General features: G+C 74.7%; 26 protein-coding genes. 6 read left to right on the forward strand and 20 right to left on the reverse strand.

The window, feature by feature from the left end; all coding sequences use genetic code 11:
• Positions 1-2 precede the first annotated feature (2 nt).
• Complete coding sequence (locus ACFY01_RS01760) at positions 3-1,241, reverse strand: polysaccharide pyruvyl transferase family protein (protein ID WP_390733625.1); 1,239 nt, start codon at positions 1,239-1,241, stop codon at positions 3-5.
• A gap of 225 nt (positions 1,242-1,466) precedes the next feature.
• On the opposite strand from ACFY01_RS01760, the gene ACFY01_RS01765 reads away from it, so the two are divergent.
• Positions 1,467-1,958: a DUF1360 domain-containing protein gene (locus tag ACFY01_RS01765; protein WP_390733626.1), complete on the forward strand. Its 492-nt coding sequence runs from the start codon at positions 1,467-1,469 to the stop codon at positions 1,956-1,958.
• Between the two features lie 19 nt (positions 1,959-1,977).
• Here ACFY01_RS01765 and ACFY01_RS01770 read toward each other — a convergent pair whose 3' ends face one another.
• The 12 genes from ACFY01_RS01770 to ACFY01_RS01825 form a co-directional block, all read right to left on the reverse strand.
• Positions 1,978-2,892, reverse strand: a complete 915-nt coding sequence (locus ACFY01_RS01770) for a glycosyltransferase family 2 protein (protein WP_390733627.1) — start codon at positions 2,890-2,892, stop codon at positions 1,978-1,980.
• A complete protein-coding gene (locus ACFY01_RS01775; RefSeq protein ID WP_390733628.1) occupies positions 2,889-3,830 on the reverse strand; it encodes a glycosyltransferase family 2 protein in 942 nt (313 codons plus the stop codon). Before ACFY01_RS01775 ends, ACFY01_RS01770 begins: the two co-directional genes overlap by 4 nt.
• Positions 3,808-4,851, reverse strand: a complete 1,044-nt coding sequence (locus ACFY01_RS01780) for a glycosyltransferase family 9 protein (protein WP_390733629.1) — start codon at positions 4,849-4,851, stop codon at positions 3,808-3,810. The genes ACFY01_RS01775 and ACFY01_RS01780 overlap by 23 nt, the downstream gene beginning before the upstream one ends.
• On the reverse strand, positions 4,848-6,320 hold the full coding sequence (locus ACFY01_RS01785; protein ID WP_390733630.1) for a PfkB family carbohydrate kinase: 1,473 nt from the start codon (positions 6,318-6,320) through the stop codon (positions 4,848-4,850). The genes ACFY01_RS01780 and ACFY01_RS01785 overlap by 4 nt, the downstream gene beginning before the upstream one ends.
• Positions 6,317-7,000, reverse strand: coding sequence for an SIS domain-containing protein (locus ACFY01_RS01790; RefSeq protein WP_390733631.1), 684 nt, complete (start codon positions 6,998-7,000; stop codon positions 6,317-6,319). The genes ACFY01_RS01785 and ACFY01_RS01790 overlap by 4 nt, the downstream gene beginning before the upstream one ends.
• Positions 6,997-8,244, reverse strand: a complete 1,248-nt coding sequence (locus ACFY01_RS01795) for a glycosyltransferase (RefSeq protein WP_390733632.1) — start codon at positions 8,242-8,244, stop codon at positions 6,997-6,999. Before ACFY01_RS01795 ends, ACFY01_RS01790 begins: the two co-directional genes overlap by 4 nt.
• The gene (locus tag ACFY01_RS01800; protein WP_390733633.1) at positions 8,241-9,203 is read right to left on the reverse strand and encodes a glycosyltransferase; all 963 of its coding nucleotides are present in this window, start codon (positions 9,201-9,203) and stop codon (positions 8,241-8,243) included. Before ACFY01_RS01800 ends, ACFY01_RS01795 begins: the two co-directional genes overlap by 4 nt.
• Positions 9,200-10,219, reverse strand: a complete 1,020-nt coding sequence (locus tag ACFY01_RS01805; protein WP_390733634.1) for a glycosyltransferase family 9 protein — start codon at positions 10,217-10,219, stop codon at positions 9,200-9,202. The genes ACFY01_RS01800 and ACFY01_RS01805 overlap by 4 nt, the downstream gene beginning before the upstream one ends.
• 178 nt (positions 10,220-10,397) lie before the next feature.
• Positions 10,398-11,039, reverse strand: a complete 642-nt coding sequence (locus ACFY01_RS01810) for a D-glycero-alpha-D-manno-heptose-1,7-bisphosphate 7-phosphatase (protein ID WP_390733635.1) — start codon at positions 11,037-11,039, stop codon at positions 10,398-10,400.
• Positions 11,036-12,049, reverse strand: a complete 1,014-nt coding sequence (locus ACFY01_RS01815) for a glycosyltransferase family 2 protein (RefSeq protein WP_390733636.1) — start codon at positions 12,047-12,049, stop codon at positions 11,036-11,038. Before ACFY01_RS01815 ends, ACFY01_RS01810 begins: the two co-directional genes overlap by 4 nt.
• Positions 12,046-13,683: a carbamoyltransferase gene (locus ACFY01_RS01820; RefSeq protein ID WP_390733637.1), complete on the reverse strand. Its 1,638-nt coding sequence runs from the start codon at positions 13,681-13,683 to the stop codon at positions 12,046-12,048. Before ACFY01_RS01820 ends, ACFY01_RS01815 begins: the two co-directional genes overlap by 4 nt.
• Before the next feature lie 63 nt (positions 13,684-13,746).
• Positions 13,747-14,742 carry an NAD-dependent epimerase/dehydratase family protein gene (locus ACFY01_RS01825; RefSeq protein ID WP_390733638.1) on the reverse strand — a complete coding sequence of 332 codons (996 nt, stop codon included), beginning with the start codon at positions 14,740-14,742 and terminating at the stop codon, positions 13,747-13,749.
• Positions 14,743-15,105: 363 nt separating this feature from the next.
• On the opposite strand from ACFY01_RS01825, the gene ACFY01_RS01830 reads away from it, so the two are divergent.
• Together ACFY01_RS01830 and ACFY01_RS01835 are read left to right on the forward strand one after the other, a co-directional pair.
• Complete coding sequence (locus ACFY01_RS01830; protein WP_390733639.1) at positions 15,106-15,669, forward strand: hemerythrin domain-containing protein; 564 nt, start codon at positions 15,106-15,108, stop codon at positions 15,667-15,669.
• Between the two features lie 452 nt (positions 15,670-16,121).
• Positions 16,122-17,372, forward strand: a complete 1,251-nt coding sequence (locus ACFY01_RS01835; protein ID WP_390734022.1) for an MFS transporter — start codon at positions 16,122-16,124, stop codon at positions 17,370-17,372.
• Between the two features lie 945 nt (positions 17,373-18,317).
• On the opposite strand, the gene ACFY01_RS01840 is transcribed toward ACFY01_RS01835, so the two are convergent.
• The 4 genes from ACFY01_RS01840 to ACFY01_RS01855 form a co-directional block, all read right to left on the reverse strand.
• Positions 18,318-18,845 (reverse strand): hypothetical protein, encoded by a 528-nt coding sequence (locus ACFY01_RS01840; RefSeq protein ID WP_390733640.1) that lies wholly within the window; start codon positions 18,843-18,845, stop codon positions 18,318-18,320.
• Between the two features lie 124 nt (positions 18,846-18,969).
• A complete protein-coding gene (locus ACFY01_RS01845) occupies positions 18,970-19,740 on the reverse strand; it encodes a metallophosphoesterase (protein WP_390733641.1) in 771 nt (256 codons plus the stop codon).
• The gene (locus ACFY01_RS01850; RefSeq protein WP_390733642.1) at positions 19,737-20,024 is read right to left on the reverse strand and encodes a BON domain-containing protein; all 288 of its coding nucleotides are present in this window, start codon (positions 20,022-20,024) and stop codon (positions 19,737-19,739) included. Before ACFY01_RS01850 ends, ACFY01_RS01845 begins: the two co-directional genes overlap by 4 nt.
• Positions 20,021-20,740, reverse strand: coding sequence for a hypothetical protein (locus ACFY01_RS01855; RefSeq protein WP_390733643.1), 720 nt, complete (start codon positions 20,738-20,740; stop codon positions 20,021-20,023). Before ACFY01_RS01855 ends, ACFY01_RS01850 begins: the two co-directional genes overlap by 4 nt.
• A gap of 214 nt (positions 20,741-20,954) precedes the next feature.
• Here ACFY01_RS01855 and ACFY01_RS01860 point away from each other — a divergent pair, with 214 nt between their 5' ends.
• The gene (locus ACFY01_RS01860; RefSeq protein ID WP_390733644.1) at positions 20,955-22,406 is read left to right on the forward strand and encodes a purine-cytosine permease family protein; all 1,452 of its coding nucleotides are present in this window, start codon (positions 20,955-20,957) and stop codon (positions 22,404-22,406) included.
• A gap of 10 nt (positions 22,407-22,416) precedes the next feature.
• Here ACFY01_RS01860 and ACFY01_RS01865 read toward each other — a convergent pair whose 3' ends face one another.
• Positions 22,417-23,430, reverse strand: coding sequence for a YihY/virulence factor BrkB family protein (locus tag ACFY01_RS01865; RefSeq protein WP_390733645.1), 1,014 nt, complete (start codon positions 23,428-23,430; stop codon positions 22,417-22,419).
• Positions 23,431-23,468: 38 nt separating this feature from the next.
• On the reverse strand, positions 23,469-23,903 hold the full coding sequence (locus ACFY01_RS01870) for a hypothetical protein (RefSeq protein WP_390733646.1): 435 nt from the start codon (positions 23,901-23,903) through the stop codon (positions 23,469-23,471).
• Positions 23,904-23,977: 74 nt separating this feature from the next.
• Here ACFY01_RS01870 and ACFY01_RS01875 point away from each other — a divergent pair, with 74 nt between their 5' ends.
• Positions 23,978-24,379: a cupin domain-containing protein gene (locus tag ACFY01_RS01875; protein WP_390733647.1), complete on the forward strand. Its 402-nt coding sequence runs from the start codon at positions 23,978-23,980 to the stop codon at positions 24,377-24,379.
• Between the two features lie 7 nt (positions 24,380-24,386).
• Here ACFY01_RS01875 and ACFY01_RS01880 read toward each other — a convergent pair whose 3' ends face one another.
• A complete protein-coding gene (locus ACFY01_RS01880; RefSeq protein WP_390734023.1) occupies positions 24,387-25,229 on the reverse strand; it encodes an AbfB domain-containing protein in 843 nt (280 codons plus the stop codon).
• A gap of 113 nt (positions 25,230-25,342) precedes the next feature.
• Between ACFY01_RS01880 and ACFY01_RS01885 the strand changes: the two genes are divergently transcribed.
• Positions 25,343-26,767, forward strand: coding sequence for an amidase (locus ACFY01_RS01885; RefSeq protein WP_390733648.1), 1,425 nt, complete (start codon positions 25,343-25,345; stop codon positions 26,765-26,767).
• Positions 26,768-26,781: the final 14 nt, after the last annotated feature.

A 26,781-nucleotide genomic window follows, 5' to 3' on the forward strand; every position in this document is an offset into this window, starting at 1 on the left:
CGCTACCTCCCGTCGGCCCGCACCGCCGCCGCGCCCGTGGTGAACAGGCACAGGCCGGGCTCGGGCACCAGGTGCCGTGCGGTGTCCCGCGGGCCGCCGTCGAGGGAGTCGATGAGGTCGCCGCAGCGGACACAGGTCTCCCCGGCCAGTGCCCGCAGCCCGGCCACCCGGGTGCCCAGGTCCCCGCGGCGCTGCGGGAACTCGTCCCAGAGCCGGTCCACCTCGGCGAGCAGCAGCCCGGCCTGTTCCCGGGCCACGCCGACCAGCGTCGGCGCGCCGGTGCGGCGGGCGAAGTCGAAGACCTTGCCGGCGTAGGGCAGCGGCAGGAAGGGCAGGCCGGTGACCGCCGCGAAGATCACGAAGTGCAGGCGCATGCCGACGACCAGATCGAGCTGGCGCATGAAGCCCAGCACCTGGCCCGGGCTGTAGCGGTTGTGGAGGATGCGCCCGAGGTCCGGGGCGCTCATCCGGGACAGCACGCCGTGCGCGTGGTGGACGTCCTGGCGTTCCATCGGCACGAAGACCACGTGCGCGTCCAGCCGCCGGGTCAGGAAGTCGGCCACGTCGGCGAGGAGCGCGTGGTAGCTGGCCTCGTCGAGGTTCTCCGCCGCCCGGCCCGGTTCCCGTACGGACATCCCGATGAGGCGGCCGCCGACGGGGAGGCCCTCCTCGCGCATCATCTTCTCGGTGAACGGCTCCGGCGGCAGCAGCAGCGCGGGGTCGGCGGTGACGGTGAGCTCGCACTCGACGCCGACCTCCTCCAGCACCAGCCGGGACTCCTCGTCGCGGACCACGACGTCGTCCATCGCGGGCAGCACGGCGCGCACCGCCTCCCGGTCCTCCGGCTCGCGTAGGGGGCCGGCGCCGACGGCGTAGGCGAAGGTGCGCACTCCCCTTTCGTGGGCCGCGCGGACCAGCCTCAGGTAGCGGCGCGCCTCGCCGTCGTAGAGGATTCCGCCGCCGCCGAGCACCAGCAGGTCCAGGCCCGCCAGGGCGTCGAGCACGGGTTTCTGCGGGACTCCCTCCCAGGCGACCACCTCGTCGGCCTGCGGCTGGTGGAGCCGGGTGTGCTCGGCGTGCCGGCTGAAGACGACCAGGCGGGCGTCGGGGCGGTGCCCGCGCAGGCAGCTGAGCACGCACTTCAGGATCGCCTCGTCGCCGATGTTGCACCCGCCGTACGAGCCGAGCAGGCCGATCCGCAGAGCGGGCGGGGAGGGAGACGGACGCTGGGTCTGGGTCATCCGGAACTCCTTGTCGAAGGAGGTGAGGGGACCGGACAGCGGTCCGGGGCAGCCGCACGACGGCGGGTTCATCTCCGGGAAGGGCTCCGTACGCAGATCCGTACGTAGCAACAGTATGGGCGGTCGGGTCGCGCCCCGCCTCAGGACGACGTGTGACGGCCGCGCCCCGGGGAACTCGGGGCCGGCCCACCGGGGGCGAGGGCCGTTGTGCCACGGGGAGGTGCCATGACGACGGACAGCGTGCGCTACGACGACGAGGGCGAGGAGCCCCTCGGCGGCTACGCCGTGCTCGCGGGTGTGTTCACGGCGGGTGCGGCCGCGTTCGCCGCGGTGGCGCGCCGCCGCGGTGTACGGCTGCCGCAGCGGGTGCCGCCCTGGGACGTCGCCCTGATGGGGACCGCCGCGTACAAGGGCTCGAGGCTGCTGACCAGGGACAAGGTGACCAGTTTCGTCAGGGCGCCGTTCACCCGCCGCGAGTCCGAGGGCGAGGCGAGCGAGGTCTCGGACACACCGCGCGGCAGCGGGGTCCGGCGGGCCGTCGGTGAGCTGGTGTCCTGTCCGTTCTGCACCTCGGCCTGGCTGGCGGGCGTCCTGGTGTGCTGCTACGCCTCGGCGCCGCGCGCCACCCGCCTGGTGTGCGGCGGTCTCGGCGCGCTGACCGTGGCGGACTGGCTCCAGTACGCCTGGACCTGGACCCAGCAGACGACCGAGGAGTGAGCGGGCCGCCCCCGGCCGCTCACCCCACGTACCGCCGGGCCGGCGAGTCGCGCCGGGCGTGTTGCAGTGTCGTCAGCCGGTGTTCGAGTTCCGGCGGTACGGGGTCGCGTTGCCGCAGGACCCAGGGCAGCCCCGCCGCCGCGTGGGCGAAGGCGCGGGCCGAGGCGGCGTCCCGGGGGACGGTGGCCATCAGGTGGGCCGTGCGGCGCAGCGCGGGCAGGAGGGGGCGGCGCAGCCAGGTGAACCACAGCGTGTTGCGCAGCCCGAGGATCCGGCGGTCGGTGCTGTCCCGCAGTTCGGACGCCGCGTGATGGACCGTCAGGTCCTCGGCGTAGCTGAGCCACCAGCCCTGCCGCTGGAGGTCGGTGGCCAGTAGTTCCTCCTCCCCGCCGAGCCAGAGTCCGGGGTGGAAGCCGCCCGCGCCGCGGAAGGCACCGGCCCGCAGCACGGTGGCCGCCGCGAGGAAGGACCCCAGCGGCGGCCCCGGCAGCCAGTCGGGACCGGTGAGCGGGGACTCCCGCAGCTCCCGTACGACGGGGTCCTCCGTGCCGGCGGGCTCCACGACGATGCGGGCCGTGACGGCGGCGAGCCTGGGCCGCTCGTCGAGGATGTCCGCCGCGCGCCGCAGGCTGCCCGGCTCCCACCAGGAGTCGTCGTCGCAGAAGGCGACGTAGGGCGTGCGTACCCGGCGGACCGCCAGGTTGCGGCCGACGGCTCCCATGTTCCGGCCGGGGGTCAGCAGCCGGACCTCGGGGAAGTCGCGGCGGACCGCGTCGGCGGTGCCGTCGGTGGAGGCGTTGTCGGTGACGATCACCGGGGGCCGCTCGGGCAGTTCCCGCAGCAGCCGCAGGGTGCGCAGCAGTTCGGCGCGCCGGTTGTGGGTGATCACCACCACGGTCGTACGGCCGTCCCGCTCGGCGGCGTGTGCGCTCATGCCGGTGCGCTCCCCTGGGTCGGCGCGAGTGGGCGCTCGTCGAGCAGCCGGGCCGCCCGTTCGACGTGCGGGGGCAGCCGGTGACGCCGGGCGAGCGCGGCCGGCAGGCGGGTGACGAGCCCGCGCAGGGCCGGGCGGGCGGCGGGCCGGCCGGTGACGGCGGCGGCGGTCAGCCGGGCGCTGGCCCTGAGGGCCACCGGGACCGGGCGGCGCAGCCACAGGGTGAGGACCTCGTTGCGGAGCTGGAGAGGGCCGCGTCCCGCCCGGTGGGAGGGCTCGGGGTGGTGGCGGGCGGTCAGGGAGGGCTCGTAGGCGACGCCCCAGCCGCCGGCCGTGAGGTCGTAGGCGAGGAGGGTCTCCTCGCCGCCGAAGAAGAGCACCGGGTGGTAGCCGCCCGCGGCGAGGAAGGCGTCCCGGCGCACCACGCACGCGCAGCCGAGGAACCCCAGGACCGGGCGGCCCGGCAGGTCGGGTTCGTCCGGCAGCGGGGAGGCGGCGAGCACGTCGTTGAGCGGGTCCTCGGTGCCCTCGGGGCCGACCAGAGTGCGGGCGGCCAGCAGGCCGAGGCGGGGGTGGGCGTCGAGCACGTCGGCGGCCCGGCCGAGGCTGCCCGGTTCCCACCAGGAGTCGTCGTCGCTGAAGGCGACATAGGGGGTGCGGGCGTACTCCACGGCGAGGTTGCGGCCGAGGGCGCCGGTGTTCCGGCCGGGCCTCAGGACGCGGGCGGCCACCGGGTGGCGGCGTATCGCGCGCAGGGTGGCATCGTCGCTGCCGTTGTCGACGACGATGACGGGCGGCCGCTCGGACAGCGCGGTCAGGGCGTCGAGGGTGCGCAGCGCGCTGGCGCGGCGGTCCCGGGTGATCACGGCGACGGTGACCCGGCCGTCCGGCGCGGTGGCACGGGCGGGCGGCGCGTCAGGGCCGGTCCGTGGGAACACGGGACTCATCTCCCCTCCAGGCGACGGCACTTGACTGGTCGGGCCGCAGCAGCGCCAGCGCCGCGGCGGCCGCCTCGTCGGCCGTGATCCGCAGCAGCTGCGGGTCGGGGGCGGCGCCGTGCGGGTCGCCGGGCGGGCCGGGATGCCACAGGACGCGGTGGTGCGGGGACGGTGGCGGGCCCCACAGGTGGGGCGGCACCGGGCCGAAGAGGGTGACGGACGGCGTGCCGTGCGCCACCGCGAGGTGGGCGGGGCCGGTGTCACCGCTGACGACCAGCGCGGCGTCGGCGACGAGCGCCGACAGGGCGCCGAAGGGCAGTCCGCCGCGCAGCACGTCCCGTGGGGGCAGGCCGCTGCGGGCGGCCAGGTCCAGCACCAGGTCGTCCTCCTTCGGACCGCCGGTGAGGACGACCCGGTGCCCGCCGGACCGCAGCCGCCGCACCACCTCGGCGTAGCGCTCGGCGGGCCAGCGGCGGGCGGCGGACTCCGCACCGGGGTGGACGACGACCGCGCCGGGCGCCGGGGACGGCGTGGCCGGCGGGGGCAGCCGTACGTCGGCGGGGTGTGCGGGGATGCCGTACGCCCGCAGGAAGCGGCACCACCGCTCGCGTTCGTGCTCGTCCCGCCGCCAGTCGGCGGGGCGGCGGGGGGCCTGGTCCGGGTGGGCGAAGGCGAGCAGGCGGCGGGGGCCGAGGGCGGCGAGGGCGTCGCGGCTGGCGGGGCCGTTGCCGTGCAGGTCGATCGCGAGGTCGGGGGGCGGTCCCGGCCAGTGCTCCAGCGAGGGCACGCCCCGGCCGGGTGCCTCGGCGGGCAGCACGTCGTCGACGGTCCCGGTGGCGTGGGCGGCTTCGGTGAGGGCCGCGGGGAGCGCGAGGACGATGTGGTGCCCGGGGAAGGTCCGGCGGATGCCGCGCAGTGCGGGTACGGCGGCGAGGAGGTCGCCGAGGCCCAGCGCGCGCAGCACCAGCAGACGGGGCTTCCCTAGCTTCTCACGCTTCTCCGGTGGGGCGGTCACCGTCACCTCCGTCCGTTCGGGCCGGTGCGGGCCAGGTGCTCCGGTCGCGGTCCCAGGGCCGCCCGCTCGGCGATGCCGGTGGTGGAGCGGCCGTCGAGGTAGGGGAAGAGCACGACCTGCCCGTCCCAGCTCGCCACGAGCGACGCCTCCGGCAGCTCGGCCAGGGCGTAGTCGCCGCCCTTGGCCCAGATGTGCGGGCGCAGTTCGCCCAGCAGCCGCTCGGGGGTGTCCTCGTCGAAGACGGCGACCGCGTCGACGCACTCCAGGGCGCGCAGCACCCTGATCCGGTCGGCCTGGGGCACGAGCGGGCGGCCGTCGCCCTTGCGGCGGCGCACGGACGCGTCGGAGTTGACGCACACGATCAGGCAGTCACCGGTCCGGCGCGCGGCCTGGAGGAGCGCGACGTGTCCGGCGTGCAGCAGGTCGAAGCAGCCGCCGGCGGCGACGACGGTGCCGCCCGCGGCGCGGACCCGGGCGGCGGTGCGCAGCGCGTGCTCGGCCGGCTCGCCCGCGGCGGTCGGGCGGGGTTCGCCGGCGGCATCGGCGCGGGAGTCCGGGGAGCTCGCGGAGTCGAGGGTGCCGAGGGAGCGGGCGCCGCCTTCGGCGACGTACCGGGTGGCGGCGTGCACGGCTGCCCGGACGGCGGTCTCGGTGAGTTCGCCGTCCGCCAGGAGTCCGGCGGCCGTCGCGGCGAACCGGTCCCCGGCCCCGCAGGCATCGCCCTCGGCGGTGATCGGTGAGGGCACCATCAGCGGGGTCCCGCCGTGCGACAGCAGCGCGCCCCGGCCGCCCAGGGTGACGGTGACGGAGGCGGCCCGCCAGGCGTGGACGAGGGTGTCGGCGTCCCGGGCGGCGCTGCGGAGTTCACCGCCGGGCCGCGGCTCGCCGTCGCCGCCGAGGCGGCTCGCGAGGGCGCGGGCCTCGGTCGCCGACGGGGTCGCGGTGCGGACGCCGGGCACGGGCGGGCCGCCGCGCGGGTGCGGGTCCCAGACGACGGGGACGTGCGCCGCGGCGCCGGTGAGCGTGTCCCGCAGGACGTCGGCGGTGCCGCGGCCGTAGTCGGCGACGAGGACGGCCCCGGCTTCGGCGACCGTCCGGCGGGCCTCGTCGGTGGCGTCGCGGGCCCGGCCGTCGCCGTCGTCCAGGCGCAGCAGCGGCCGGCCCTCGGCGAGGACGCGGGTCTTGCTGGACAGGGCGCCGGTCATGGGCAGCCGGACCAGGCGGACCCGGCCCGCCAGCAGCGCGCGCAGCGTTTCGCCGGCGGGGTCGTCGCCCAGCGCGGTGATCAGGGTGACCTCGCGGCCGTCAACGGCGGCGAGGCAGGCGGCGAGGGCGGCGCCGCCCGGGCGGGTGGCGCGCCGGACGCCGCTGACCACGGGCACGGGCGCGTCGGGGGCGAGCCGCTCGGCGCGGCCGGTCAGGTCGTGGTCGAGCAGGGCGTCCCCGACGACGAGCAGCGGTGCGGGGGTGGTCATACGGCGTCCTCCCCCGGCGCCGTCCAGCGCCGTCGCCGCTCCCGGGCCGCGGCCCGCTGTTCCCGGCCGACGGCGTGCTGTTCCCGGCCGACGGTCCGCTGTTCCCGGTCCCGCTCCGCCACGGCCCGGTCGAAGGCCTCGCAGAGCATGTGCACGGCCACCAGGTGCAGTTCCTGGACGGTGGCGCCGGTCGACGCCTCGACGCACAGGGCCTCGTCGGCGGCGGCCTGGAGCGGGTTGGGCGCGGGGCCGGTCAGGGCCCAGACGGCCATGCCGAGCCGGTGCGCCGCGTCCGCCGCGACCAGCAGGTTGGCGCTGGCGCCGCTGGTGGACAGCAGCACCAGCAGGTCGCCGTCCCGGCCGTGCGCGGCGACCTGCCGGGCGAAGATCTCCTGGACGCCGTAGTCGTTGGCGATGGCGGTGGTGGAGGAGGTGTCGGCGTGCAGCGCGAGCGCGGAGAACGCGGGGCGGTCCTCGCGGTAGCGGCCGACCAGTTCGGCGGTCAGGTGCTGGGCCTGGGCGGCGCTGCCGCCGTTGCCCGCGACGAGCAGCCGGGCGCCGCCGCCGAGACGGCCGGCCAGTGCGGTGCCCCAGCGCTGGATGAGCGGGGCGTCCTCGCGGAACCCTTCGAGTGCCTTCATCAGGTCGTCGCAGTGCGTGACCTCGGTGACGAGTTTCATCGGACGACTCCCGAGAGCGAGGGGACGGAGGAGACTGCGGAGTAGACCCGGGCCACGCCGTCGGCCACGCGGTCCCAGGTGTAGCGGTCGAGGACGCGCTGCCGTCCCTGGGCGCCGTACCGGGCGAGCAGGGCCGGGTCGTCCAGCAGGCGGCGGACGGTCGCACCGATGTCGCGGTCCGCGCCCGCGGAGTCGTCGGCGGGGACGAGGACGCCGGTGCGGTCGTGCACCACGGTGTCGAGCTGCCCGCCGACGGCGGTGGCGACCACGGGGGCCCGGCAGGCCATGGCCTCGACCGGGACGATGCCGAACGGTTCGTAGCGGGGCAGGGACAGCACCAGGTCGGCGCTGGACATCAGCCGGGGCATCGCCTCGCGGCTCACTCCGCCGAGCAGGGTCACGCGGTCGGCGACTCCGTGTTCCTCGGCGATCGTCCAGAGCCGCTCGGCCTCCGGTTCGGCGGCGAGCAGGGCCTGTTCGGGCCCGCCGGCGATGACGAGTTCGGCGTCGGGGACGTCGGCGAGGGCCCGGATGGTGCGGTCGAAGCCCTTGCGGGGGACGAGCCGGCCGACCGTCAGCAGCCGCCGCGGCGCGCGCCGTTCGCGCCTGGCGCCGGGGACCGGTGCGAACTGCTCGGGGTCGACCCCGCAGGGCACGACGGAGATGGTCCGGGAGGACAGGCCCATGGCCTGGAGTTCGGCCACCTCGTCCCGGCAGGTGGCGATGACGGCGTCGGCCTCGCGGCCCACGGCTGTCTCGATCGCGATGCGGTCGGCCGGACTGGTGTCGGCGGCACCCTGGTGGCGCTTCTTCACGGTGCCCAGGGCGTGGTAGGTCTGCACCACGGGGATGCCCGTCCCGCGTACGCCGGTCAGGGCCGCCATCCCGGACATCCAGAAGTGGGCGTGCACGACGTCGGGTGGCTCCGTGGCCCACTCCTGGGCCAGCCAGGCACCGAACTCCGCCATGTAGGGCAGGAGTTCGTCCTTCGGTATGGGGGCCGGCGGTCCGGCGGGCACATGGGCGACCCGCACGCCGTCGGGCGTGGTGACCCGGTCCGGCAGCCGTGGGTCGTCCCGGCGCGTGTACACCACGACCTCGTGGCCGCGGCGGGCCAGTTGGCGGGCGACCTGGGCCACGTACACGTTCTGGCCGCCCGCGTCCGGTCCGCCGAGCTCGGCCAGTGGGCTGGCGTGCTCGGACACCATGGCGACGCGGCCGGCCGAGGGGTAGCTGTGGCTCATCGGGTGACCTCCTTGATCAGTCGCTCCCAGTCGTCCCGGAAGCGCCGCTCTCCGTAGCGGGCCTGTGCCGCGGCCCTGGCGGCCTCCCCTGTCAGCCGGGCGTGGGCGGGATCCGCGAGGAAGCCCCGCACCGCGTCCTCGAGCACGTCGAACCGGTTGGAGACCACCCCCGCTCCGTCCGGGACGGCCTCGCGCACCTCGGTGGTGTCCAGGGCCACCACCGGCATGCCGAGGAACATGGCCTCCAGCAGGGACAGTCCGAGCGAGGTCCAGCGGATCGGGTGGACGTAGAGGCGGCACCGGGCCATCGCCGGATGCAGTTCTCCCTGGGGCAGGTCACGGCCGCGGCAGCGGCCGGGCGGGATGCCGAGGTGGTCCGCGAGGCCTTCGGTGCGCATGCCGAAGGCGTCCAGCGGCGCCCAGCGCGCGAACGTCGGCAGCAGGTCCGTGCCGGTCGTACGGCCGCGCCGCACCGGTTCGTTGACGACGACGGCGGCGCGGGGCTCCTCGCCGGTCCACAGGTGGCCCGGGTCGATGATGCCGTGCTCGACGACGTCGGTCGGCGCCCTGCCGTTGTCCCACATCAGGCGGTTGAAGTGGGTGACGTGGACGAGGGTGATGTCGGTGCGGTCGGCGAGCGGGTGGCGGCTGCCGTCGGCCGTCCCGTGCGGGGCGTTGTGCTCGACGTACACGGCGGGCACGTCGATGCCGGGGCGGCGGCCCGTCCACCGGTGGGCCAGCTCCAGTTCGTGCGGCCGCTGGAGCACCATCAGGTCGATGTCGGCCTCGCGCAGTTCCTCGGGGGTCGTCTCCCGCACCGACTCGGGCCACTGCCAGGTGCGGGCCCGGCCCAGGCCGTCCGGCCCGCGGTCGGGGAGCACCGGCACGAGGAAGGTGTACGGCCCCTGTACGAACGAGGTCAGCCATGAGCCGTGCACATGCCAGACAAGGATGTTCATGTGCTCTCCCTGGTCCTCTCCTTGCGGAGCTTGTGCACCGCGCTCACCACGTCCTGGGCCGTGACCTCCGTCAGACACGGATGGCCGGGGACCGGGCAGTGCCGGGCCCTGCTGTCGGCGCACGGCGCCCGCTGGTCGCCGAGGAGCACGCACGGCACGCCGTACGGCGCCCACCGCTCGGCCGGGACCACCGGCGCGAACAGGGACACCACGGGCGTGCCGACGGCCGCCGCCAGGTGCGCGGGTCCGGTGTTGCCGCACACCACGGCGTCGGCCATGCGCAGCACGCCGGCCAGGGTGCGCGAGTCGGTACGGCCGCCGAGGTCCACCCCGGTGTCACCGCTGACCCGCCGGGTGAGGTCCCTCTCCCCCGGGCCGCCGGTGACGACGACCCGGTGTCCGGCGTCGGCGAGCAGGGCGACCGCCTCCGCGCAGCGCCCGGGGCTCCAGGCGCGGGCGGGTGCGCTGGCGCCGGGGTGGACGACGACGTACGGGCCGTCGCCGGTCAGGGCGGCCGTGTCGGGCGGGGGTACGACGCGCAGCCTGCCGTCGTCGCCCGGCCGCGGCGTGAAGCCCATCGCGGCGGCGGTGTCGAGCGCGGCCTCGGCCTCGTGCCGGCCTGGCAGCCGCCGGTGGCGTACGTCGAGGAGGCGGCCGGGGTGGTCGACGCTGTCGGCGCCGATCCGGCCGACCCCGGCCAGCCGCAGCAGCAGGGCCGTGGGCAGCGGGCTCTGGTGGAAGGAGGTCAGGACGAGGGCGGTGTCGAAGGCGGCCGCCTTCAGCCGCCCCACCAGCCCGTCGACGTCCGCCTCGCTCACCTCGGGCGGCTCGAAGCCCTCCCAGGGCGCCTCCCAGACGATCACGTCCTCGACACCGGGCAGCAGCCGCGCGGCGGGCTCCCCCCGTGGGCCGCACAACATCGTGACGTGCGAGGAGTGCGCGGCGACCGCGCGCACGGCGGGGCCGGCGAGCAGCACGTCTCCGAAGCTGTCCAGGCGCACGACCAGGCTCTTCACGAACGGTCACCTCCCTGCGGGGCGAGGCCGCCACGAAGCGCCGTCAGCGGGCCGGCCGCGCAGGCACCACGCGGTCCGCACCGCGACCCGCCCCGTGAACAGCGCGCCCCGACCACTCGCGCGCCGGAGCCGGCGAGCGGCACGTCGCCGAAGCCGTCCGGGTGGATGACCAGGCTCCTCACGAGCGGTCACCTCGCTCCCCGGTGAGGATGTCCCGTACGGCCGTGAGCAGGTCGGTGGCGGTGTCGGGGGCCGCGGCGATCTCCTCGCGGCGGGTGGCGGGGTTGGGCACGAGTACGGCCCGGGCGCCCGCGGCTCGGGCGGCCAGGACGTCGGCCTCGATGTCGCCGATCACCACGCAGTGCCCGGGGTCCACGCCCAGGCGCCGGGCGGCCTCGAGGATCAGGCCCGGGCGGGGTTTGCGGCAGGGGCAGCCGGCCTCGGGCGGGTGCGGGCAGTACACGAAGGTGCCGAGCCCGCCGAGCAGGGCGTCGACCCGGTCGTTGACGCGCCGCACGTCGGCGTCGGTGAGCAGCCCGCGCCCGATGCCGGACTGGTTGCTGACCACCCCGGTCGGGATGCCGGCCGTGCGCAGCAGCGCGACGGCCTCCGCGGCGCCGGGCAGCAGCCGCACCCGGTCGGGGTCGCCGTTGTAGGGGACGTCCTCGACGAGCGTGCCGTCGCGGTCGAAGAGGACCGCGGCCACGGCGGTGCGGTTGGGTGTCCGGGGGTGCACCGGATCCTCCACGGCGGCCGGCTCCGCGGACCAGGCGTCCGGGGAGTGCTCCTCGGCCCCGTGGTGTGCGGTCTGTGCGTTCACGGCGTGCTCCCGAGCGGTGCGGCCCCGCGGTGGCGGACCATGCCGGTGAGCCAGTGCCGGACGGCGAGCGGGGGGATGGCCACGCTGGTCGCGGCCATGGTGGCGATCTCGGAGGCGGTGCGGGGCCCGGGCCGGATGCGGGCCAGGGCGAACTCGGCGGTGCCCAGGGCCCACAGGGCGCCGGCGGCACCGGCGGCGCGGCGGCGGCCGGTCAGGGCGAGCAGGGGCGCGGCGCACGCGAGGGAGGTGACGAGGGCGTGCCGGGGCAGCCGGCCGCGCGGGGCCCGGGCCCGGTCCCACCAGTCGCGGCCGTGGAGGTGGTGCATCAGCGCGTCGTCGGCGTTGCCGCGCTGGGCCCGCAGCGACACCCACCGGTCGCAGTCGCGCACCGGGTGGCGGGTGGTGCGCCGCCCGCGGTGCAGCGTCCAGCCGGCTTCGAGGATCCGCAGGGCCAGGTCGGCGTCCTCCCGGAAGGCGCGGCGGAACCGCTCGTCGAAGCCCTGGACGCCGGCCAGCGCCGCCGTCCGGTAGGCCATGTCGGCGGTGGCCCAGGCCGCCTGCTCCAGCCCGGCGGTGCCGCGTTCGAAGTCGGTGGGCCGGCGGTCGGCGGGCAGCGGAACGGTGAGCCGGCCCTGGATGCCGCCGGTGGTGGCGGAGGCCTCGGTGAGGTCCTCGGCGAGGCGGTCGGACCAGTCGGGCAGCACCTGGACGTCGTCGTCGAGGAAGACGGTCCAGGGTGAACCGACCGTGCGCCACCCGGCGTTGCGGGCGGCGGCCGGGCCGCGGCCCCCGCTGCCGATCACCCGCACGCGGTCGAGGAGGACCCCGGCCGCCCGTAGGGGCAGCGGCTCGGCCGGGACGGTGCGGTCGTCGACGATGACGACGTCCTCGGGCTGGTAGAAGGCGGTGGCGGCGGCGAGCGCGCGCAGGCAGTCGGCGAGGCAGTCACGCCCGATGGTCGGGATGACCACGGAGTAGGCGGGGGCACCCGCCGTGCGGGCATCCGTCATGCGAACACCTTCTTCCGCCGGATCGCGTACGGGCCGAGCGCGAGCAGGTCCACGGGCGCGGAACCGAAGCACTCCAGGGCGTCGCGCGGGTCGTCGACCATCGGCCGGCCCGCGGTGTTGAGGCTGGTGTTGACCACCACGGGCAGCCCGGTCCGCCGTTCGAACCCGTCGATCATCCGGGCCACCAGCGGCTCGTCAGCGCGGTCCACGGTCTGGATGCGGGCCGTGCCGTCCACGTGGACGACGGCCGGGATCCGCGCGCGCCACTCTTCCGCGACGTCGTGCACGAACAGCATGTACGGGCTGGGCAGCGGGCCGTCGAACAGCTCGGCGGCCCGCTCGGCCGCCACCATCGGGGCGACGGGCCGGAACTCCTCGCGTCCCTTGACGGCGTTGAGGCGTTCCAGGTTCTCGGCGCGTCCGGGGTGGGCGAGCAGCGAGCGGTGGCCGAGGGCGCGGGGACCGTACTCGCTGCGCCCCTGGAACCATGCCACGACGCCGTCCCGGGCGAGCTCCTCGGCGACCGTCTCGGCGATGTCGGCGGGCTCCTCGTAGGGGACGGCCGCCCGCTCCAGCCAGGCGCGCAGTTCGTCGTCGCCCCAGCCGCGCCCCAGGGCGGCGGTCGGCATGGCCTCCACCGTCTCCTTCTGGTGGGCGATGTGCAGGGCGGCGCCCAGCGCGGTGCCCGCGTCGCCGGCGGCGGGCTGCACCCAGATCCGCTCGAAGGGGCCGTCGCGGTGCAGCCGCGTGTTGGCCACGCAGTTGAGCGCCACACCGCCGGCCAGCGTCAGCACGTCCTCGCCGCCGGTACGTTCGTGCAGCGACCGCACGAGGCCGAGCAGGACCTCCTCCAGACAGGCCTGGGCGCTCGCCGCCAGATCCGCGTGGTCCTGCGACCAGGGGCCGCCGGCCGGGCGGGGCGGGACCAGCGACGCCCAGGGCACGGGCCGGGCCCGGAAGCCGCCCCGGTCGTCGAGGTGCACGTACTCGCGCAGCCGGTCGAGGTGGCGGGGTGTGCCGTAGGAGGCGAGGGCCATCACCTTGAACTCGTCGCTGCTGCGCAGGAATCCCAGGTGCTGGGTGAGGTCCTCGTAGAACAGGCCCATGGAGTCGGGCAGCGACTGCGAGCCCAGCACGGTCAGTTCGCGGTTGACGTAGTGTCCGGCGAGGTGGGAACCGCATTCGCCGCGGCCATCCAGCACCAGCACGGCGCAGTCCGGATACGGGGAGGCCTGCCCGGCCGAGGCTGCGTGGGCGACGTGGTGGGCGACGAACCGGACCTTCTCCGGGTCCAGTCCGGGCAGCGCCTCGGCGAGGAACTCCGGTGCCCGGCGGGCGTATTCCTGGCGCAGGTGGTCCCAGGGGTCGTCGAGGCCCATCCGCTCGGCAGGCCGGGCGAGTTCGGGATCGTAGGAGTAGGCGACCGCGTCCAGGTCGGACGGTGTCAGCCCGGCCTGGTCCAGGCACCATCGGGCGGACAGTTCGGGCAGCTCCCAGGCGGAGAAGGGGAGTGGCCGCTTGCCGTGCTTGCGCCGGCTGAAGCGCTCCTCCTCGGCGGCTGCCACGATCCGGCCGTCCACGACCAGGGCCGCGGCGGGGTCGTGGAAGAGGGCGTTGATTCCCAGGACGCGCATACTGCCTCCGTGGCGGCGTGATGGGCGGCTTCCCGCGGCTGCGGGCGGCTTCCGGCGGCTTCGCTACGGCTGCCGGGCCGGTTCGCGGGCCGGCCGGTCCGCGGCGAAGTGGGCGATGGTCTGCTTGATGCCCTCCTCCCAGGGCACGCGGGGCGCCCAGCCCAGGAGTTCACGCGCCAGGGTGGTGTCGGGGCGGCGGCGCTGCGGGTCGTCGACGGGGCGGTCGACGAACTCGATGCGGGAGGAGGAGCCCGTCAGCTCCACGATGCGGCGGGCGATGTCCCGGACCGGGACCTCGTCGGTGCCGCCGACGTTGACGGGGCGCACCGAGCGGCTCGCCGCGACCAGCAGGACGCCCTCGACGGTGTCGTCCACGTAGCACAGGGAGCGGGTCTGGCTGCCGTCGCCCGCGACGGTCAGCGGCTCGCCGGCCAGGGCCTGGCAGACGAAGGTGGGCACGGCTCGGCCGTCGTGGGCGCGCATCCGGGGGCCGTAGGTGTTGAACAGGCGGACGATGCCGGCGTCGGCGTCCTTGGCCCGCACATGGGCGGTGACCAGCGCCTCCGCGAACCGCTTGGACTCGTCGTACACGCTGCGCGGGCCGACCGGGTTGACGTTGCCCCAGTAGTCCTCGCGTTGCGGGTGCACAAGCGGATCGCCGTACACCTCGGAGGTGGAGGCGAGCAGGAACCGTGCGCCGTCGCGCTCGGCGAGGGCCAGCATGTTGCGGGTGCCGAGGCTGCCGGCGTCCAGCGTCTGGAGCGGCAGCCGGAGATAGTCGGCGGGCGAGGCACAGCAGGCGAAGTGCAGGACCAGGTCGTACGGTCCCGCCAGCCGGCGCTGCGCGTCGGGCGCGCAGACGTCGCACTCGACGAACCGGAAACCCCGGCGGCCGTCGAGGTGGGCGATGTTCTCGCGCGATCCGGACAGCAGGTTGTCGGCGCAGTCGACTTCGACACCCGCATTCAGCAGGTGCTCGCACAGGTGGCTGCCGAGGAAACCGGCACCGCCGGTCACCACGGCCCGCCCCCAGGGGGCGCGCGTCGTCGCATCAGTCATGGAAGGCCCTTCGTCCGCGTCACGGGTCCCGGGAGGGCGCGCATGGGCGCACGGGAGCCCGGCGGCCGGGCGCGACCCGCCCGGCGCGGGGGGAGAAGCGGGAAAAGAAACTGTGGGGGAAGTGAAAGAGCCGGTCGTGGGGACAGTCGGCAGTCGTGGTCGGAGCGACCGTGCCGCTCCTGTCGCCGCCGTGGTCCCGACGGCACTGACACGGAGTGCCCGTCTCAGTAGTTTTCACACGTTTATGCCTAGTGTGCGAGAACCCGCCGGTACGCGCGATTCGTGTGAGTCGACCGTCGCCGGGCACTCGGGGTCCGTGGCGGATCCGACCGGAGCCGTCGTGCTCAGGCTGGAGGTAAGGACATGGGACACGGTGGGAACGTCATCGACGAACTGGTGACCGATCACCGGGAGGTCGAAGACCTCTTCGGCAAGATCGAGGCGCTGCCGTCCGGTGACAAGAAGCGCAAGCTCTACGCCGACCAGGCCACGATGGAGCTGGTAAGGCACTCGGTGGCCGAGGAGGCCTATCTGTACCCGGCCGTGCGGGAGCACGTGGACGGCGGCGGCCCCCTGGCCGACAAGGAGCTCGAGGACCACGCCAAGGCCGAGCAGATCATGAAGGACCTGGAGAGCTGTGAGGCCGATCACCCCGACTTCGACCGGCTGATGACCTCGCTGATGAGCGAGATCCGCATGCACGTCGACGACGAGGAACAGAACCTCTTCCCCCGGCTGCGCGCGGCGTGCCCCGCGGACGCGCTGAACGAGCTCGGCGACAAGGTCCGGCAGGCGAAGAAGACGGCACCGACCCGGCCCCACCCGGCCGCCCCGGACAAGCCGCCGGCCAACAAGATGCTGGCGCCGGGCGCCGGGCTGGTCGACCGGCTGCGGGACGCGCTGTCCGGCCGCGGCAAGACGGACTGACGCCCGGCCGGGCTTCCAGGCCGGGGCGCAGGCGGGCCCGTCGCCGTGAGCGGCGGGCCCTTCCCCTGCCCGCGCCCCCGCCCCCGCCCCCGTACGCAGTCGGCTTCACCTGTTGAAACCGACACCGCGAGACACCTGTGAGCAAACCCACTGGCCGGACCAAACCCCGCGTCACGCCCGGCAATTGAGGCTTCACTCGGCCCCCTGCGGGTGGGCGGTGCCGTCGGCTCGGCCGTCCGGTCTGTCACCATGGTCGACGCCGTGACCGACTCGGTGGAGCGGCCGTGCAGTACAGCCGGCTTCCTTGGTTTCCGCCGGTCCCCTCTGACTGACGTTTGCCGAGCCTCACTGTGTCTATCGCCCCCGCCCTGCCCTCCCCCGCGCCCGAAACCGTGCCCGTGCCGCCCCGGAAGCCCTCGCGCTCCCCGTGGCGGTCGCTGCGGCACCGGAGCATGCGCTGGTGGTCGGCCGCGAACTTCGTGTCCAACGCCGGTACGTGGATGCAGCTGACGGTGCAGAACCTGCTGGTGCTCCAGATCACCGGCTCCGCCGCGGCCACCGGTCTGTCGATGTCCGTACAGGCCGCTCCCGCGCTGTTCATGAGCCTGCTGGGCGGCGCGGCCGTCGACCGCTGGCCGCGGAAGCTGACGGTCGCGGCGAGCCAGGCCCTCCTCGGCGCGGTCGCCTTCACTACGGCCCTCCTGGTGGCGCTGGACCGGCTCGACATGACCGCCCTGCTGGTGCTGGCCGCCGTGACCGGAATCATCGCGACCGTCGACGGGCCGGCGTGCGCCCTGCTGGGCAACGACCTGGTACCGGCGGAGGACCTGCCCTCCGCGATCGGCGTGGGCGCGCTCGTGCACAGCTCGGGGCGGCTCGTCGGCACCGGCCTGGCGGGCCTGACGGTCGGCTTCCTCGGCACGGCCGCCGCCTACGCGGCCAACGGCCTGTCGTTCCTCTTCGTGGCCTCGGTGGTCCCGTTCCTGCGCCCGACGCGGACAGCGGCGCCCCAGACACCCCCGAACACCCCCTCTTCCACCCCCTCCACTCCCGCCATGACGGTGCGCGAGGGCCTGCTGTTCTTCGCGCGCCGCCCCCGTCTGGTCGCGCTCGCCGCCGTCACCGGGCTCAGCTCCGTCTTCGGCCGCAACTACCAGCTGACGCTGGCCGTGCTCGTCACCGGGCCGCTCGCGGGCGGTGCGGGCGCGTTCGGCACGGTGTCGACCGTCCTCGCGGTCGGTGGCATCCTCGGCGCGGTCCTCGGTGCCCGCATGCGCCGGCCCTCGGTGCGGCTGGTGGGCACGCTGGCCGCCGCCGGCGCGCTGCTCCAGGTGGCCGCGGGGCTGTCCCCGTCGCTGGCCGTCCTGCTGGTGCTGGTCCTCCCGATGGCCGTGGTCGAGTCCGTCTCCGACACCGCGGGCACGGCGGTCCTCCAGACCGACCCGCCGGCCCGCCTGCGCGGCCGCGTCCTCGGTGTCTGGAGCAGCATCGGCACGGTGTGGAGCCTCGGCGGACCGCCGGCCCTCGGCCTCCTCATGGAGCACGCCGGCGCCCGAGGCGCCCTCATCGCCGGCGGCCTCCTCATCGCCGCCCCCATCACGACCGCCCTCCTCCTCCGCTCCCGCCGCACCCCGACCCCCCTCCCCCTCCCGACCCGCGAGGGGGACATCACGGACCAGGCGGCCCTGGAAACAGCGGCCTGAGGCCCCACCCCGACAGCCGGACCAACGCGACGAAGCCCGGCCGGCACCCCCTGACGGGGCGCACAGGCCCCAGACACCCTCGCGGGCTCTCGACAACCGGGCGAGTCCTTGCAGGGGCCCAGGGACACAGCCCCGAGCACAGGGCGGGGCCCACAAGGGCCCGGGAACGCAGCCCAGGCAAAGCCAGAGGCGTAACCCCGCAGCGCGCCCGGGCAGCCCCGGCGGGGCCCGAAAGCAGCGATCCCGCGGGGCCAAGGTGGCACAGCCCCGCAAGTGTCCGGGCATGCCGACGGGCCGCAGGGGCACAGCCCCGGCAGAGCACACAGGACCAGGGAGCCCGCAAGGGTACGGGGCGCAGGCGCGGAGCCCCCCCCACAAGGGGCCCAGGGGCCACAGCCCCGCAAGGGTTCGGGGGTGCAACCCCGGCGGGATGCAGGGGCGCAGCCCGGCAAGGGGCCCGGGGCACAGCCCCCAGCCGGGCGCAGGGGCAAAGCCCGCAACGGCCCCAGGAGGCGCAGCCCCGCAAGGACGCGAGCGCGCAGGCTCTGGGCAGGGCACAGGGGCGCAGCCGCGCAGGGGGTCCGGTCGCACAGCCTCAGCCGAGAGGCGCAGCCCTGCCGGGATGCGCGGGGGGAGCCCCGCAAGGACGCGAGCGTGCAGGCCCTGGGCGGTGTGCAGGAGCGCAACCCCACAGGGGGTTCGGGGGCGCAGCCCCACAGGGGTCCGGGGCCCAACCCCCGGCAGGGCGCAGGAGCGCAGTCCCGCAGGGCTTCGGGGGCGCAGCCCCCGGTGGGGTCGGGGGGCGGAGCCCCTGGGGAGGGGAATGGGTAGGGGCGGCGGGGGCGGGAAACACGTGGTGGGCGTTCCGGCGGGCGCTTCTCCCGGCCGGGGGCCAGGGCCGGCACAGCCTACGGGCGCTCGCCGGCCCCGCCGGGCTTCCGCCCCTCAGGCGGCCAGCGCCCGGCCCGGGCCGAGTCGGTCCAGGAGCTGGGCGCGGTGGAGCTCAGCGACCGGGGCGAGGAGGTCGGGGTGGCGCAGCAGGGCCGCGGCGCGGCGGTCGGCCTCGTCGGGGCCGGTCAGGCGCCGGAACTCGACCGGCGTGCCCACCGTGTGCTCGCCGTCCGCGAGCGCGGCCACCGCCTCGGCGGCCAGTTCCGGGTCGGTGAGCAGGCCGGCCGCCCAGCTGGCGACGACCTCGTCGACCCACGTGCGCCACGCCCACGTCTCCGGCTCGTCGTCCTCGGAGACGGTCACTCCGGTGATCCAGTCCAGCGCGCCGGAGCCTCCGGGACCGGCCATGCCGACCAGGGCGGCGTCCATGGCGGTGGGGTACCGCAGCCAGGCGGCGACCGTGACGGCCTGCCGCGCCTGCACCTCGCACAGGGCGGAGGCGAGCGCCCCGCCGCTGGGCGGGTAGGCGCGGGTCAGCCAGTGGGCGGTAGCCGCGATGAGCGGGGAGAGGTCTGAGAGCACTCAGGGGCCGTCCGAGTTGCCGGGGAAGGGGGACAAAAGGTGACTACGTAAAACGGTAGCCCCGCCGACCCCCGCCGTTGACGTGTCGTCGGCCACACCCCGCCAGACCCCACCACACCCCGCCTCAGCCCGACGCCGACCCGTCCCCCGCCGACACCGCCACCGGCTCCCGTTCCCGCAGGTGGTAGACGTGGAAGGCGCGCCCGATGACCGGCTGGGCCACATTGCGGACCTTGACGCCACCCCCGGTCATCCCGTGTTCCGTACCGGCGTGCGCGTGCCCGTGCACCGCGAGATCGGCACCGCCGGTGTCGATCGCCTCGGCCAGCAGATAGCTGCCGAGGAAGGGATAGATCTCCAGCGGCTCCCCGGCGAGGGTGTCCGGCACGGGCGAGAAGTGGGTCAGCGCGATCCGCGCGTCGCACCCGGACTCGTCCAGCTCCCGCAGGGCCGCGCACAGGGCGTCCGCGCACCGCCGTGAGTACCGGACGAACTCCTTCATGATCGGCTCGCCGAACTCCCCGGCGCAGCGCCCGACGAACCCGCCGCCGAACCCCTTGGTGCCGGCCACGCCGATCCGGGATCCGTCCGCGCCGGTCACGACGGCCGACTGTCCTTCGAGCACGTGCGCGCCCGCGCCCCGCAGGATGGCGGTGACCTCCTCGGGCCGGTCGTCGTGGTGGTCGTGGTTGCCCAGCACCGCGACCACAGGTACGCCGAGATCCTTGATCTCCCGGGCGACCACCTGCGCCTCGTCGGGTGTGCCGTGCCGGGTGAGGTCCCCGGCCAGCAGCAGCACGTCGGCGCAGTCGTGCAGCGTTTCGAACGAGGGCCGGAGCACGCCCTGGCTCTCGAGCCCCATGTGGATGTCCCCCACGGCCGCGACGCGGATCATGCGAGCTCCTCCGCCTCGCCGGGCGAGGAGGTCCCCGCGACGCAGATGTCCGAGTGGACCGGGTGGCCCGCCAGCGCCTCGCGCGCCAGGCGGAGGATGTCGTCGCGGCACTGCGCGGACGGCACGGTGCCGGTCAGCAGGACCGCCTCGCCCCGGATCTCGGCACGGACCCCCAGCTCGCCGAGGGGTCCCGCGGCCAGCCGGTCGGCGAGGTGGGCGACGCGGTAGTCCAGGTGCTCGACCGTCTCCGGGCCAGGCGCGTGGACGGCGCCCTGGTCGGTCATGGCTGCTCCTTACGCGGTTCGATGACGTGCAGTCGTTCGAGGAGGAAGAGGAAGGCCGCGGGCATCGGCTCGTCCCCGCAGCTCTTGCGCACCTCCTCCCAGTCGACCTTCTCGCGCAGCGCCCGGGCGACGGGCAGTACCGACCCGAAGTCGCAGTGGTGCTCGGAGAAGGCGCTGATGAGGCTGCGCATGAGGTCGGTAGGCGCCAGTACCGGCATGTGCACGGAGTCGACCGGGAGGTACTGCGCCCGCTGGAGCAGGTCGGGGCTGACCGGCTGCTGCGCCAGTTCGAAGATGATGTCGACGTCCTGCTCGAAGCAGGTCGCCTTCAGCAGCCAGTCCTCGGGCGGCACCCGGACGCCGAGCCCGGCCTCGCGCAGGGTCGCGGCGACCGCCTCGGCGTCCTGAGGGAGGATGCAGAAGTCGGCGTCGTGCTGGAGGTGCCGGCTGCCGCCGTGCGCGTACACGGCCACGCTGCCGGCCAGCGCGAAGGTGTGTCCCTTCCGTTTGAGGACCGCGCCCACCCGTTTGGCCGCCTCCAGGATCGCCTGGCTGCGGTCCTGGGGGAGTTCGCGTGCCTGCGGGTGCGGTACGGGCTCCGTGGGCACGGGGGGTACGGACTCCGTGGGCACCGGGGGCGGCCCGGAGCCCTCCGCCGCCAGGTGGAGTTCCGCCCGTCGCCGGGCAAGTGTCACGTCCTCCCCGTTCTGCGTCATGGCCACTCCCATCTCCACGCCCCGCCGTGCCCCGCGCGGTCCCCTTCGGCCCCGGCCTCCGGCCGGGTTCTCCTAGTACCCGGCGCCTGGGGGTCGACACGCGGAACGCGGCTGCTCCCGGCCGGTGCCGCGCGGGGCAGCCGCACAGGACTGGTACTTCCGCCGCGAGGGGAAGAACATGGCCACAGAGGCGATCGAGCACTCGGGAGGCACCATGACCACCCCAACGGCTCCCCGGGTGACGGGTCTGGAGGTCCGCTCGATCGACTACGTGCCGCTGGACGAGCGGCACGGCAAGCTGTGGCATCTGGGACCCCTGTGGTTCATGTCCAACGCGCAGATCGCGACGCTCGCGGTGGGGCTGATCAGCATCACCTCGGGCGGCAACCTCATCTGGTCGCTCATCGCGATCGTCGTCGGGACGGTCATCGGCACGTTCTTCATGGCCTTCCACTCGGCCCAGGGCCCCCAGCTCGGACTCCCGCAGATGATCCAGTCGCGGCCCCAGTTCGGCTACGTCGGGGCCCTGCTGGTGTGGATCTTCGCGTATGTGCAGTACGCGGGGTTCAACGTCTTCAACACCATCCTCGCCGGAGAGGCGCTGCACAGCACGCTGCACGGGGGCGTCAAGCTGTGGGTGGTCGTGGTGACCGCGGTCGGGTTCGTCATCGCGCTGGTGGGTTACGACGTCATCCACAAGGCCGAGCGCGTCCTGACGTACACCTTCCTGGTGGTGTTCGGCGTGTTCACGGTGGGCGTGCTGACCACCCTGCACTACCCGCCGGGCTCCTTCGACCTCGCCGGTTTCGCGTGGACGCCGTTCCTCGCCCAGTTCGGCGTGGTGGCCGGCTACCAGATCAGCTGGGCCATCTACGTCTCGGACTACTCCCGCTACCTCCCGCCGGACGTCACCGTCCGCAAGACCTTCTACTGGACCTATTTCGGTTCGGCGCTCGGCGGCATCTGGCTGATGGTCCTCGGGACGCTGCTGGCCGCCTGGGCGGGCAAGGGCTTCGACACGATCGCCTCGATCAACGCGGCGGGCGACAAGGTGTTCGACGGGTTCGGCGCGATCGTGCTGCTCTTCGCCACGCTCGGCCTGGTGTCCGTCACCGCGCTGAACATGTACGGCGGGTCGCTCACCCTCATCAGCGCCATCGACTCCTTCCGGCGGGTCACACCGACCCTGAGCGTCCGGCTGGTGACCATCGGGCTGACCGCGGTCCTGTCCCTGCTCGGCGCGCTCGCCGCGACCGCGAACTTCCTGGAGAACTTCAACAACTTCCTGCTGCTGGTCCTCTACCTCTTCATCCCCTGGACCGCGGTGAACCTGATGGACTACTACGTCGTGCGCCGCGGGCACTACGCGATCGCCGAGATCTTCCACCCGCACGGGATCTACGGCCGCTGGGGCTGGCACGGGATCATCGCCTACCTGGTCGGGTTCGCCGTGATGGTGCCGTTCTTCTCCGTGGGCACCCTGTACGTCGGCCCGATCGCCAGGGCGCTCGACGGCGCGGACATCTCCCTCTTCGTCGGCCTGCCGGTGTCCGCGGTCCTGTACTGGCTGCTGACCCGCGACATCGACGTGGCCGCGGAGACACGGCTGGCGGAGGCCGAGGCGGCTGCGCTGGAGAGCGCGGCGCACGAGCACCGCGAGCCGTGACCGGGCGCCCTCACTCGCCGTGGTGCCGGGCCTCCTCCTGCGCCCGTTCCTCCACCTCCTCCATGTGGCGCTGCTCCTCCTCGCTCCAGGCCCGGGTGTCGCGGGGCGGCAGATACGGTTCCGCGTCCTCGGGCAGACCCTCGGCGACGGCGCGCCGACGGGCCATCTCGGCGTCGAACTCCAGGCCCAGCAGGATCGCGATGTTGCTGATCCACAGCCACACCAGGAAGACGATCACACCGGCGAGCGTGCCGTAGGTCTTGTTGTACGAGGCGAAGTTCGACACGTAGAAGGCGAAACCGGCCGACGCGATCATCCAGACGACCAGGGCCAGCACACTGCCCGGAGTGATCCACCGGAAGCCGCGGCCCTTCACGTTCGGGGCCGCCCAGTACAGCAGCGCGATCATGCCCATGACCAGAACGACCAGCACCGGCCACTTCGCGATCGACCAGGCCGTCAGGGCCGGGTCGCCGATGCCCAGCGCCCCGCCGGCCTGGCGGGCGATGCCGCCGGTGAAGACCACGATCAGCGCGCTGATCACCGCGAGCAACAGCAGGGCGACCGTCACGCCCACCCGTACGGGCAGGACCTTCCACACCGGCCGGCCCTCGGGGATGTCGTAGACGGCGTTGGCCGAGCGGATGAACGCCGCGATGTAGCCGGAGGCCGACCAGACCGCCAGCAGGATGCCGACGACGGCCATGAGCGACCCGATGCCGCCCCTGCCCTGCAACTGCTGCACCGCCTGGCCGATGAGGTCCCGGGCCGCCCCCGGGGCCAGCTTCCTGATGTTGTCCAGGACTTCCCTGGTCGCCGACTCGCCGGCGATGCCCAGCAGGGAGACCAGCACGAGCAGCGCCGGGAACATCGACAGCACCCCGTAGTACGTCAGTGCCGCGGCCCGGTCGGCCAGTTCGTCGTCCTGGAACTCCTTGACCGTGCCCTTCAGCACCGCCCACCAGGACAGTTGGGATGGTTGTACGGGCTCGTCCGGCTGAGTGGATCGCGTTGTGGGTGCCATACGAGCGGAGTAACCCGAGCTGACCAGGACATGCCCGGTCAGGTGATCGCCGCGAGCGCGGTGACGCCCAGCGCCGGCAGGACCACCACCTTGGCCGCCTCGAAGGCCACGTACACCAGGTGAGCGCGGGAACGCCCGGCCTCCTCGCCCGCCAGGATCCGGTCGGAGCGGCGGTTGAGCACCGGGCGCACCCCGGCGATCTGCACCGCGAGCAGGGCCGCCGCCAGTCCGGTCAGGACGGCCACGGGAGCGGGCGGACCGCCGACGGCGACGGCTGTGACCACGGCGGCGGCCAGCACCGCCTCGACGAGGTTGAGGGCCCGGAAGACGAGACGGCCGATGCCGAGCCCGATGCGCACGGTCACCTCCGGGGCCCGGAACTTGAGCGGCGCCTCCAGGAAGGAGATGGCGAGCACCATCCCCAGCCAGACGAACGTGACCCCCGCCGCCACGGCTGCCGACCCGGTCGCCATACCGTCACCCCTTCCCTTCCGCATCCGCGCACTCGCGCATCAGAAATATGCACGCTGGATGCTAATTTATGGGCGTGACACATGACGACGGCGGCCACCCCCCTCCGGCCGCGCGCACCCCGGTCCCCCGGGTCCTGTGCGACACCGGGTCGCTCGCCCCGTCCGACGACACGTCGGCCGGCGCGCTGTGGCGGCTGGCCGAACCCGGACGGCAGCTCGACGCCAACGTCGTCCGCCTGCCGCCCACGCGGCGCGTCGACCCGCACACCGAGCCGGACCTCGATGTCCTGCTGCTGGTCGTCGCCGGTGAGGGCACGCTGGTCTCCACCGAGGGCTCGCAGCCCCTGGGCACCGGGAGCCTGGTCTGGCTGCCGCACGGCAGCACCCGGGGCCTGGTGGCGGGCGCGGCCGGCCTGTCGTACCTGACCGTCCACCGGCGCCGCCCCGGCATGCGGATCCGGCCGCTCCACCCCTGACCCCGCCCTACGAGCCCCAGGCCGTCATCGGCACGAAGGAGCTGTCCTGCCGGAACAGGTCCGTGCCGTCGGACACCTCGACGCGCAACTGGTAGCCGTAGTGGCGCAGGTAGTGGCCGGGGTAGTTGTACGACTCCAAGCGCACCGACCCGGTGGCCGAGCCCACCCGCGCGATGAACGTGGCGTCCTTCGCGAACGTCGCCGTCCCGTCATCGGCGTCGAAGCGGTCTCGGAAGCCGTAGTGCCGCAGGTAGTTGCCCGACGCGTCACGGAACGAGTAGCCGCCCGCGTCCGCCAGGCCGGCGACCACGGTGAACGTGGCGGCCTGCTTGTCGGCGGTGGCGCTGGAGGCGGTCACCACCGGCAGGTTGAGCAGGGCGGACTGCTCCTGCCAGTACCGGGTGGGGTAGTTGGCGGACCGGAAGGAGCGGGTGGCGTTCACGGTGAGGCTCGCGCCGCCGGGCACCGTCTCCTTGACGACCGTGAAGTGGCGGGCGGTGCCCGAGATGCCGGGCAGCGCCTTCGGCGTGCTCCACGTGGCGAAGGTGTCGTAGCTGTCGCGGGCGGAGGCCTTCACCAGGCGGAAGTCGGTGGCGTCGTCCGACTGGTAGACGTCGACCGTACCGTCGTCGCTGTCGAGGAACGGCACGATCGTGTAGCGGGTGGCGGAGCCGCTCGCGGGCGGGGCGGCCGCGGCCGTGCCGAGCAGGCCCGGGAGCTCGCCCAGCACGACCGCCGAGGCGGGCAGGGCGGCCAGGGCGCGCAGGAGGCTGCGGCGGGACGGGGCGGGGGCTGGGGGCGGGTGGTTCGCGGGCGGCTCTCCCTGAGGGAACTCGAAGAATTGCGGCAGGTGCACGTCAATGCTTTCGACGTGGCTGGATGCCACCTGTGGAAAAGCTGTCCGTCGCGCCTCTCGGACGTTACCGTTCGGTAGACGACGTCCGCTCCCGGAGGTGTCCCGCAATGACGCTCGACCGTGCCGCAGGCCTGGCGGAGTCCGCTCGCGCCCTGGCCGAGGGGGAGGTGACCTCCCGTGCCCTGGTCGAGGCGGCTTTGGCGCGGATCGAGGCCACCCAGGGTTCGCTCAACGCCTTCCGGATCGTCCGGACCCGAGCCGCGCTCAGCGAGGCGGACGCCGCCGACCGGGAACTGGCCACCGGAGCCCGGCGGCCGCTGCTCGGGGTGCCCGTCGCGGTGAAGGACGACATGGACGTGGCGGGCGAGCCCACCGCGTTCGGCTGCCGGGGCACGTTCCCGGCGGTGCCCGAGGACGGCGAGGCGGTACGCAGGCTGCGGGCGGCCGGGGCCGTGATCGTCGGCAAGACCAACACCTGCGAGTTCGGGCAGTGGCCGTTCACGGAGGGGCCCGCGTTCGGCGAGACCCGCAATCCGTGGCACACGGAGCACACGCCGGGCGGCTCCTCCGGGGGTTCGGCCGCCGCCGTCGCGGCCGGTCTGGTCCCGGCCGCGCTCGGCTCCGACGGCGCCGGGTCGGTGCGGATCCCGGCCTCCTGGACCCATCTGATCGGCGTCAAACCGCAGCGCGGCCGCGTCTCCACCTGGCCGCGCGGCGAGTCCTTCCAGGGCATCACGGTCAACGGCACCCTGGCCCGTACGGTCGCGGACGCGGCCCTGCTGCTGGACGCGGCGAGCGGCAACCACGCGCTCGACCCGCACCGCCCGCCGGCCGTCGACGCCCTCGCCGCGGTGGGGCGCGACCCCGGCCGGCTGCGCATCGCGCTCTCCCTCAAACCGCCGTTCACCGCCGTGCCCGCCCGGCTCCGGCCGGAGGTGCGGACCCGGGTCGTCGAACTCGCCGGGAAGCTCGCCGCGCTGGGGCACACCGTCGAGGAGGCCGACCCGCCGTACGGGCAGATCGGGCTGACCTTCGTGCCCCGCGCCACGGCCGGCATCGCCGAACGGGTCCGCGAGGCGCCCGAGCCCGCGCTGCTCGACCGGCGCACCCACGGCGCCGCCCGGATGGGCCGGCTGCTGGGCGGGGCCCCGCTGCGGGCGGCCCGGCGCGCCGAGGCGGCTCTGCACCGCAGGATCGGCGGGTTCTTCCAGTCGTACGACGTCGTCCTCGCCCCGACGACGGCCGCTCCCCCGCCCCTCATCGGCGCCTTCCACGACCTCGGCGGCCTGGCCACCGACCGCGCCATGATCGCCGCCTGCCCCTACGCCTGGCCGTGGAACGTGCTGGGCTGGCCCGGTGTCAACGTCCCGGCCGGCTTCGTCGACGGCGGCCTGCCGGTGGGCGCCCAACTGCTCGGCCCGGCGAACAGCGAGCCGCTGCTGCTCTCCCTCGCCGCCCAACTGGAGGCGGAGCTGCGGTGGTACGAGCTGTGGCCGCCGGAGCACGAGCTCATGGACACCCCGGCCGCGTGACGTGGCTCGGCCCG

The organism is Streptomyces sp. NPDC001480 (genome assembly GCF_042894725.1).
Classification (GTDB): Bacteria; Actinomycetota; Actinomycetes; order Streptomycetales; family Streptomycetaceae; genus Streptomyces.